The 9,269-nt window shown below is 76.8% G+C and carries 10 protein-coding genes; all 10 read right to left on the reverse strand.

The annotated features are described in order from the left end of the window. Positions 1 to 16: 16 nt before the first annotated feature. A complete protein-coding gene (gene cobA, locus G5C62_RS10455; RefSeq protein ID WP_164700923.1) occupies positions 17 to 1,249 on the reverse strand; it encodes a uroporphyrinogen-III C-methyltransferase in 1,233 nt (410 codons plus the stop codon). Beyond that, positions 1,246 to 2,334, reverse strand: coding sequence for a nicotinate-nucleotide--dimethylbenzimidazole phosphoribosyltransferase (gene cobT, locus G5C62_RS10460; protein WP_241175819.1), 1,089 nt, complete (start codon positions 2,332 to 2,334; stop codon positions 1,246 to 1,248). Before cobT ends, cobA begins: the two co-directional genes overlap by 4 nt. Continuing rightward, positions 2,331 to 3,749 carry an Rv2231c family pyridoxal phosphate-dependent protein CobC gene (gene cobC, locus G5C62_RS10465; protein ID WP_241175818.1) on the reverse strand — a complete coding sequence of 473 codons (1,419 nt, stop codon included), beginning with the start codon at positions 3,747 to 3,749 and terminating at the stop codon, positions 2,331 to 2,333. The genes cobT and cobC overlap by 4 nt, the downstream gene beginning before the upstream one ends. Beyond that, entirely contained in the window at positions 3,746 to 4,591 is an 846-nt protein-coding gene (locus G5C62_RS10470; protein WP_164700924.1) for an energy-coupling factor ABC transporter ATP-binding protein, read from the reverse strand. Before G5C62_RS10470 ends, cobC begins: the two co-directional genes overlap by 4 nt. Next, positions 4,588 to 5,322: a cobalt ECF transporter T component CbiQ gene (gene cbiQ, locus G5C62_RS10475; protein ID WP_052090494.1), complete on the reverse strand. Its 735-nt coding sequence runs from the start codon at positions 5,320 to 5,322 to the stop codon at positions 4,588 to 4,590. Before cbiQ ends, G5C62_RS10470 begins: the two co-directional genes overlap by 4 nt. Next, entirely contained in the window at positions 5,319 to 5,711 is a 393-nt protein-coding gene (locus G5C62_RS10480) for an energy-coupling factor ABC transporter substrate-binding protein (RefSeq protein ID WP_164700925.1), read from the reverse strand. Before G5C62_RS10480 ends, cbiQ begins: the two co-directional genes overlap by 4 nt. After that, entirely contained in the window at positions 5,708 to 6,424 is a 717-nt protein-coding gene (locus tag G5C62_RS10485) for an energy-coupling factor ABC transporter permease (protein WP_052090498.1), read from the reverse strand. The genes G5C62_RS10480 and G5C62_RS10485 overlap by 4 nt, the downstream gene beginning before the upstream one ends. Next, entirely contained in the window at positions 6,411 to 7,790 is a 1,380-nt protein-coding gene (locus G5C62_RS10490) for a cobyrinate a,c-diamide synthase (protein ID WP_164700926.1), read from the reverse strand. Before G5C62_RS10490 ends, G5C62_RS10485 begins: the two co-directional genes overlap by 14 nt. A 103-nt stretch (positions 7,791 to 7,893) precedes the next feature. Further along, positions 7,894 to 8,508: a cob(I)yrinic acid a,c-diamide adenosyltransferase gene (gene cobO, locus G5C62_RS10495; RefSeq protein ID WP_036332849.1), complete on the reverse strand. Its 615-nt coding sequence runs from the start codon at positions 8,506 to 8,508 to the stop codon at positions 7,894 to 7,896. Beyond that, positions 8,508 to 9,269, reverse strand: a 762-nt coding sequence (locus G5C62_RS10500; RefSeq protein ID WP_164700927.1) for a VWA domain-containing protein, incomplete at its 5' end; no start/stop codon positions are given. The genes cobO and G5C62_RS10500, both read right to left, overlap by 1 nt.

The raw sequence follows: 9,269 nt of genomic DNA on the forward strand, positions 1-9,269 counted from the left end.
GCCCCCCGCTCGGCGATCAGCCGGCGCCGAGGGCCACCACGTCGCCGACCACCCACACGGCGGGCGGGCGGACGCCCTCGTCGGCGATGGTCTTCCCCAGCCCGGCGAGGGTGGTGCGCAGGGTCCGCTGCGCCGGGGTGGCGCCGTCGCTGACCACGGCGACCGGCGTCTCCGGGGCCCGGCCGTGCTCGACCAGGGCGGCGGAGATGGCCGAGGCGGTGTCCACCCCCATCAGCACCACGACGGTGCCGCGCAGCCGGCCCAGCGCCGCCCAGTCGACCAGCGACGCCGGGTGTCCCGGGGGCACGTGCCCGGAGACGACGACGAACTCGTGCGTCATCCCGCGGTGGGTGACCGGGACGCCGGCCAGGCCGGGGACGGCGATGGCACTGGTCACGCCCGGCACGACCTCGACCGGCACGCCGGCGGCCGCGCACGCCTCCAGCTCCTCGTAGCCCCGGCCGAAGACGAACGGGTCGCCGCCCTTGAGCCGCACCACCCGGCGGCCGGCCAGCGCGTGCGAGACCAGCAGCTCGTTGATCTGCTCCTGCGCCATCGAGCGACCGCGCGGCAGCTTGGAGGCGTCGATGACCAGGACGTCGGCCGGCAGGGAGGCCAGCAGCCCCTGCGGGGCCAGGTGGTCGGCGACGACGACGTCCGCCGTGGCGACCGCCTGCCGGCCGCGCACCGTCACCAGCCCGGGGTCGCCCGGCCCGCCGCCCACCAGGACGACGCTGCCGGCCGCCACCGAGGGCGTGCGGGACGCGCGGTCGGCGATGGAGCCGTCGGTCAGCCCGGTCAGCACCGCGTCCCGGACGCCGATGGCCCGCTGCGGGTCACCGCCGCCGTGCACGCCGATGACGAGGTCGCCCTGCCGGCCGACCGCCGGGGTCCAGACGCTGGAGGCGCCGCGGTCGTCGGCGCGGGCGCAGAACACCCGGTCGCGCTCGGCCTCGGCGGCGACAGCGGCGTTCACGGCCGGGTCGTCGGTGGCGGCCACGGCGTACCAGGCACCGGCCAGGTCGCCGGAGACCCAGCGCCGCGGGTGCCAGGTGACCGAACCGGGCGCGACCAGCGCCTCGAGGGCCGGCGTGAGCTCGGGGCTGACCACGGTGACCCGCGCGCGGGCCTCGAGGAGGCCGGCGACCCGGCGGTGCGCGACCTGGCCCCCGCCGACGACGACGACGCGGCGACCGGCCAGCCGCAGACCCACCGGGTAGACGGTGCCCGGATCGGGAGAGGCGCTCACTTCTCGGTGACCCCCGCGGAGTCGAAGGTGGCGACGTCGCGCAGCGCGCGGGCCGCGCTGGTCAGGAGGGGCAGGCTCAGCAGTGCTCCGGTGCCCTCGCCGAGGCGCAGGTCCAGCCCGAGCAGCGGGCGCAGGCCCAGTGCACGCAGGGCCTGACCGGAGCCGGGCTCGGCGGAGGTGTGACCGGCGAAGGCGTGTTCCAGGGCGGCCGGGCACAGGGCTGCGGCGACGAGGGCGGCCGAGCCGGCGATCACGCCGTCCAGCAGCACCGGCACCCGGGCGGCGGCAGCGCCGAGCACGAAGCCGGCCAGCGCCGCGTGCTCGAGCCCGCCGAGCTCGGCCAGCGCGGCGAGCGCTGCCTCGGGCGTGGCCGGGCGGGCCGGCACCCGGGCGACCGCGCGGCTGACCACCTCGATCTTGCGGGCCAGCGTGGGGTCGTCGATGCCGGTGCCACGGCCGGTCGCCTCGCCCGGGGCGGCGCCGGTGAACGCGCAGACCAGGGTCGCGGAGGCGGTGGTGTTGCCGATCCCCATGTCGCCGGTGACCAGGCAGCCGTGGTCGGCGGCGAGCGTCGTCGCCACCTCGATGCCGACCTCGACCGCCTGCCGTGCCTCGGTGAGGGTCATCGCCGGGCCGAGGGAGAGGTCGGCGGTGCCGCGGCGGACGTTGCGCTCCAGCAGGCCCGCGGCGGGGCCGACCGGGGAGGCCACCCCGACGTCGATGACGATCACGTCGGCGCCCAGCTGCGCGGCGAAGGCGTTGACCACCGCACCGCCGGCGGCGAGGTTCGCCACCATCTGCGCGGTGACCTCCTGCGGCCACGGGGTGACCCCCTGGGCGTGCACCCCGTGGTCGCCGGCGAAGACCGCGACCGCGGCCGGCTCGGGCAGCGGGGGCGGGCACGCCCCGGCGGTGCCGGCCAGCTGCGCGGCGACGTCCTCGAGCACCCCGAGGGAGCCGGGGGGCTTGGTCATCCGGTCCAGCCGCTCCCGGGCGGCCCGCTCGGCGGCGGTGTCCCGCGGGGCGATGGACGCGATGGTCGCACCCAGCAGCGTGCCGGCGAAGGGGGTCGGGTCGGTGCTCAGCGGACCTCCTCGGTCGTGATGATCGGGTCAAGGGTCTCAGCCAGCGCCGAGGCGAACGCACGGGAGGTCTCCGGGTCGCGGACGGCGATCCGCAGGTGGTCGCTGGTCAGGCCGGGGAACGTGTCGCCCCGGCGCACCGCCCAGCCGCGTTCCCGGAGCCGTTCGCGGACCCGCGCACCCTCCCGCACCCGCAGCAGCAGGAAGGACGAGCGCGGGTCCGCGACCACCTCGACCGCGGGTGGCAGCGCCGCCAGCAGCGCGGTCCGGTGTGCGGTCAGCTGGTGCGCCACCTCCTCGGCCTCGGCCCGGGCGGCCGGGCCGGTGCAGGCGGTCAGGGCGGCCAGCGCGGGGGTCGAGACCGGCCAGTGCGGTTGCTGCGCGGCCAGCGCGGCGACCAGCTCGGCCGGGCCCAGGGCGTAGCCGACCCGCAGCCCGGCCAGGCCCCAGGTCTTCGTCAGGCTGCGCACCACCAGCAGGCCGGGGAGGTCGCTGCGGCCGGTCAGCGACTCCGGCTCGCCGGGCACGGTGTCGGCGAACGCCTCGTCGACCAGCAGCACCCGCCCGGGGCGGGCCAGCGCGGCGAGGTCGGCGGCGGGGTGCAGCACCGAGGTCGGGTTGGTCGGGTTGCCGACGACGACCAGGTCGGCGCCGGCCGGGACCGCCGCCGGGTCCAGCCGGTACCCCGGTGCGGGCAGCAGCAGCCGCTCCACCGGGTGGCCCGCGGCGCGCAGGGCGGCCTCGGGCTCGGTGAAGGACGGGTGGACGACGACCGCCCGGCGGGGGCGCAGCGCCCGGCCGACCAGCGTGAACGTCTCGGCCGCCCCCGCGGTCAGCAGCACCTCGGCCGGGTCGCGGCCGTGCGCGGCAGCGACGGCTGCCCGGGCCGGACGCGGGTCGGGGTAGGCGGCGCTGGCATCGAGGGCGTCGACCAGGACGGCGCGCAGCCAGGGCGGGGGCGCGTCGGCGCGGACGTTGACCGCGAGGTCGACCAGCCCGGGGGCGACCTCGGCGTCCCCGTGATGACGGAGGTCGACGTCCGGCTGCCGGAGGTCGTTGCCCTGGACGTCGGGCTCGACGGCCACCGCGACGGTCACCCGCCCGTGCACCGTCTTGCCGACGACGAGCCGGCCACCCTCGAGCAGCGCCGCCGCCTCGGCCACCGACGCCGTGCCGACGGCGGCGGCGACCCGCACCGACGGCGCCGGGACCGGCACGGCGGCCAGGGTGGCGGCCGGGTGCCCGGTCAGCGGCCAGCCGCGGCGGGCGGCGGCCTCGCGCAGCCCCGGCTCCGCGGCCCGGCTGTCCAGCGTGGCCAGCCGGACGGGACCCTCCGGCGCCGGCAGCACCGCGTCGACGGCGGCCAGCAGCTCGTCGGCGGATGCCCCTGGGCGTGCGCCGATGCCCACCACGATCACGCCGTCACCCCCGGGCGGTCGGGCAGTGCGGCGATCAGCGCGTCGGCGTCCCGGGGGAGGGCGCCGTCGGGCAGCAGCCCGAGGGCCTGCAGCCGGGCGCCGACGCTGAGCGCCCACGGGCGGTCCAGCCGGGCGCGGGCCAGCAGCGCGTCATCGCCCAGGACGACGTCCGGGGCGCCCTGCACCACCCCGCCGTCCACCACCACGGCGACCTCGTCGGCCCAGCGCAGCGCCAGGTCGACGTCGTGGGTGCTCATCACGATCGTCGAGTCGGCCTCCTGCAGCCGGGCGAGGGCGGCCAGCGCCTCGCCGACCGCGGTCGGGTCGAGCCCGGCGGTCGGCTCGTCGAGCATCACCACGCAGGGCCGCATGGCGACCGCACCGGCGATGGCGACCCGCTTCCGTTCGCCGTAGGAGAGCTGGTGCGTCGGGCGGCCGGCCAGGTGCGCCACGGCGAGCAGCTCCAGCGCCTCGGCGACCCGCGCCCGCACCTCGTCCTCGGGCAGGCCCAGGTTCACCGGCCCGAAGGAGACGTCCTGGGCGACCGAGGCGCTGAACAGCTGGTCGTCGGGGTCCTGCAGCACCAGCTGCACCGCCTGCCGGTGGGCGCGCAGGCCCGCGCGGGTGGCGTGCAGCTCGGCGCCGTCCAGGGTGATGCGGCCGCGCACCGGCGCCAGTGCCCCGGACAGGCAGCGCAGCAGCGTCGTCTTGCCCGATCCGTTCGCGCCCAGCAGCGCGAGCCGGCGGCCGGGCGGCACGGTCAGCGAGGCGCCGTCCAGCACCCGGGCGCCCCGCTCGTACCCGGCGACCAGGCCCTCGGCCGCCAGCGTCAGGTGGCTCATGCCAGCACGCTCACGGTGACCAGGGCGGCCAGCCCGACGACGGTGCTCGCGACGAACCGGGGGGAGGAGGGCAGCACCTCCGGCAGCACCCGCAGCCCGGTCTCCATGCCGCGCCCGGCGAGCCCGTCGGACAGCCGGCGAGCCCGGTCCCAGGAGCGGGTCAGCACCGCGGCGGCCAGCATCCCCGAGGAGCGGTAGGAGTTCCGGATGCCCGCGTGCCCCATCCGGGCGGCCTGCGCCTCGCGGATGGTGGACAGGCTGGTGAGCAGCACGAACAGCATCCGGTAGGTCACCGAGGCCACCTCGACCACGGCGTCGGGCACCCGCATCCGGTGCAGCGCAGGCAGCAGGTCCGACATCGGCGTCGTCGTCGCCAGCAGCAGCACCGCCGCGCTGCCGGCCACCGCGTGCCCGACCAGCCCGCCTGCCCGGGCGGCGGCGTCCGGAGCCCAGCCGAGGCCGCCGTCCCCGACCTGGACCACGGCCGTGACCGCCCCGATCAGGATGAACGCCAGCGGCAGCCGCACCGCGCGGCCGAACGTGCGCGCCGGCACCCGGGCCGGGCCCAGCGCCAGGACGACGGCGGCCAACCCGACCAGCAGGCTCCCCGGCCAGGCCGGCAGCACCAGCGCGGCGAGCACCAGTCCTCCGCTGAGCAGCAGCTTGTCGGCGGGGGAGCGCAGCCGCCAGGCACTGGCCCAGGCGGCGTCGTCGATCGCCAGCCCGGTCACGGCGCCGCGGGGGGCGTGGCCGCCTCCTCCGCCGTCCGGCGCTGTCGCTCCGCCGTCTGGCGCTGTCGCTCCGCCGTCCGGCGCTGTCGCTCCGCCGTCTGGCGCTGTCGCTCCGCCGTCCGGCGGCCCTTCAGCCGGCCGAGCACGTAGCCCAGCACGCCGCCGCCCAGCGCCGCCTGCATGGCGAACAGACCGGACTCGATCTCCGAGGAGCCCGGGGAGAAGACCGACTCGAACCACGGCTCGTAACCGGCGTCGGAGTCCTCGATCAGCTCGGTGGCCTGGCTGTCGGTGCCGGCGTACTCGCTGCCGCCGTCGAGCAGCAGCGGGGTGGCGAAGAGGGCGATCACGGCCAGCACCAGCAGTGCGGTGACCAGGTGCCGCCTCATCGCTCACCCCCCGGGGTGGGCTCGGGCACCGGGGCCTGATCGGGCTCCGGTGTGCGGCGGAGGACGCCGAGGCGCTCCAGCTCGGGGCGGGCGTTGACCACCAGCACCCGGAACAGCAGGACGCCGAGCAGGCCCTCGCCGATCGCCAGCGGCACCTGGGTGAACGCGAAGACGGACAGGAACTTCGCCGCCGCCCCCGCGAAGCCGCTGGCCGCGTCGGGGTGCGCCCAGGCCAGCTGCAGCGCCGTCGTCACATAGGTGGCCAGGTCGGCCACGGCCATCGCGGCGAAGACCCCGGGGAGGAGCCCGCCCCCGCTGCGCCGGACCAGCCGGTAGACGGCGTAGCCGGCCCAGGGACCGACCACCGCCATCGAGAACGCGTTGGCGCCCAGGGTGGTCAGCCCGCCGTGCGCGAGCAGCAGTGCCTGGAACAGCAGCACCACCGTGCCGAGCAGGGCCATCACCGGTGGTCGGAACAGGACGGCGCCCAGCCCGGTGCCGGTCGGGTGGCTGGAGCTGCCGGTGATCGAGGGCAGCTTGATCGCGCTCAGCACGAAGGTGAACGCCCCGGCAGCGCCGAGCAGCAGGGTCGACTCCGGGTTCTCGCGCACCTCCTTGACCACGGCCCGGGCACCGTGGACGACGAACGGGGCGGCGGCGATCGTCCAGCCGATGGCGTGCGCGGGTGGCAGGAACCCCTCAGCGATGTGCATGCCCGACCTCCTGGGGGACCCGCGCGGCAGCGGCGACGAAGCGGGTGGCCATCCCGGGGGAGCCGGCCCAGTTCAGGTGCAGGTAGGAGGCGTGCACGTTGCCGGTCACGAAGCCCTCCGGCCCGTCGGCGTTCCACTGCCAGGCTGGGGTCGCCCCGGCGGCCGGACCGGCGGTGGTGCGGTGGAACTCGTGCCCGCGCACCCGGGTGCCGGCCGGTGCCAGCACGCTGTCGGTGAGCGCCACCGCAGCGCGGTAGCCCAGCGTGAGCTTGGGGTGCATCGCCGTCGTCGTGGGCAGCACACCGCACATCGGCTCGCCGTCCAGCTCCTGGGAGAGGTACAGCAGCCCGGCGCACTCCGCGGCGATCGGGCCGCCGCGGGCGGCGAGGTCGGCGATCGCCGTCCGCAGGCCGACGTTCGCGCTGAGCGCGCTGGCGTGCACCTCGGGGAAACCGCCGCCGACGACCAGCGCCCGGGTGCCCTCGGGGAGTGCGTCGTCCCGCAGCGGGTCGACGGTCACGACCTCGGCGCCGGCCGCGGTGAGCAGCTCGGCGGCCTCGGCGTAGCCGAAGGTGAACGCCGGGCCGCCGGCCACCGCGACGACCGGGCGGCCCTCGACCGGGGTCACCTCGGCGGCCGGGTCCCAGGGCTCGCCGGTGAGGTCCGGCGCGGTGCGGGCCAGCCGCAGGACGGCGTCCAGGTCGATGCTCGACTCCACCACCGCGCCCAGCGCGCGCACGGTGCGCACCGCCTCCGCCGACCGCTCGGCGGCCGGCACCAGGCCCAGGTGCCGGGACGGCGTCTGCAGCTCCGCGATCCGGCGGACCGCACCGAGCACCGGAACCCCGGCCGTGCCCAGCGCCTCGCGCAGGATCGCCTCGTGCCGGTCGCTGCCCACCCGGTTGAGGACGACGCCGCCGATCCGCACCGTCGGGTCGAAGGTGGCGAACCCGTGCACCAGCGCGGCCACGCTGCGGGCCTGGGACGCCGCGTCCACGACCAGCACCACCGGGGCCTGCAGGTGCGCGGCGACCTGGGCGGTGGAGCCGTAGCCGGGCTCGACGCTGGCGTGCGCGGCGCCGTCGAACAGCCCCATCACGCCCTCGACCACCGCGACATCGGCGCCCCGCGAGCCGTGCAGGAACAGCGGGGTGATCCGGTCGTCGCCGACCAGCCACTTGTCCAGGTTGCGGCCCGGGCGGCCGGCGGCGAGACCGTGGTAGCCCGGGTCGATGTAGTCGGGGCCGACCTTGTGCGGGCTCACGGTGAGCCCGCGGGCGGTCAGCGCGGCGATCAGCCCGGTGGTGATCGACGTCTTCCCGGCGTTGGACGACGGCGCGGCCACCACGATCCGCGGCACCCTCATCGCCTGACCCCGCATTCCACCAAAATGGCCATTTTGGTGGCCGAGCAGGAACGCGCCGGTTCCTCAGAAACCACCAAAATGGCCATTTTGGTGGCCGGGTGGGTCACCACTCGATCCCCCGTTGGCCCTTCTGGCCGGCGTCCATCGGGTGCTTGACCTTGGTCATCTCCACGACCAGGTCAGCGGCCTCGATCAGCGCCGGCGGGGCGTTGCGCCCGGTGATGACGACGTGCTGGCTGCCCGGCCGGTTCGTCAGCGTCTCGACGACGTCCTCGATGTCGACCCAGCCCCACTTCAGCGGGTAGGTGAACTCGTCGAGCACGTAGAACCGGTGCGCCTCGGCGGCCAGGTCGCGCTTGATCTGCGCCCAGCCCTCGGCGGCGTCACCGGCGTGGTCGGTCTCGTCGCCGTGCTTGCGCGACCACGACCAGCCCGAGCCCATCTTGTGCCAGACCACCGGGCCGCCCTCGCCGGTGGTCTCGTGCACCCGGCCCAGTGCGGTCAGCGCGTTCTCCTCGCCGACCTTCCACTTGGCGCTCTTGACGAACTGGTAGACCGCGATCGACCAGCCCTGGTTCCACGCCCGCATCGCCATCCCGAAGGCAGCGGTGGACTTGCCCTTCATCTCGCCCGTGTGCACGGCGAGCAGCGGTCGGTTGCGGCGCTGCCGGGTGGTCAGCCCGTCGACCGGGACCGCGGTGACCTGTCCCTGCGGCATCAGGCGGCCTCTCGCACCGTGCGGACCAGCGACTCCGCGCCGAGTTCCTCGAGCCGCATCGTCTGCGCGCCCAGCGCCGTGCCCAGCGACGCGGCCAGGCCCAGCCGCACCGGCCCGGATTCGCAGTCGACGACGACGCTCGCCGTCCCGGCCGCGGCGAGCAGGCCGGCGGCCCGGCGGGCGTCGGAGAGGTGGTCGCCGCCGCGCGGCCCGGTCGCCCGGCCGTCGGTCACGACGACGAGTAGCGGGCGGCGCTGCGGGTCGCGGACCCGCTCCAGCCGCAGCGTCTCGTGCGCCCGGAGCAGCCCGGCGGCGAGCGGGGTGCGCCCGCCGGTGGGCAGGCTGGTCAGCCGGGCGGCGGCGGCCTCCACCGACCAGGTGGGCGGCAGGGTCAGCTCGGCGTCCGCGCCGCGGAAGGTGATCAGCCCGACCTTGTCCCGGCGCTGGTAGGCGTCCATCAGCAGCGAGAGGACGGCGCCCTTCACCGCGGCCATCCGGGAGCGGGCGCCCATCGAGCCGCTGGCGTCGACCACGAAGAGGACGAGGTTGCCCTCGCGGCCCTCCAGCGTGGCCTGGCGCAGGTCCTCGTGCTGCAGGCGCAGCCCGGCGCCGCTGCGGCCGCGGGCCCGCTGGTGCGGTGCGGCAGCGAGCACGGTGTCGACCAGGTGCAGCTTGGTGACGCTGCCCTCGGGACGCCGGGAGCCGACCACCCGCCCGCGCTCGCTGCGCGCCTTCGACCGCCGGCCCGACGCGCCCGCACC

It is taken from the genome of Modestobacter sp. KNN46-3 (genome assembly GCF_011039295.1).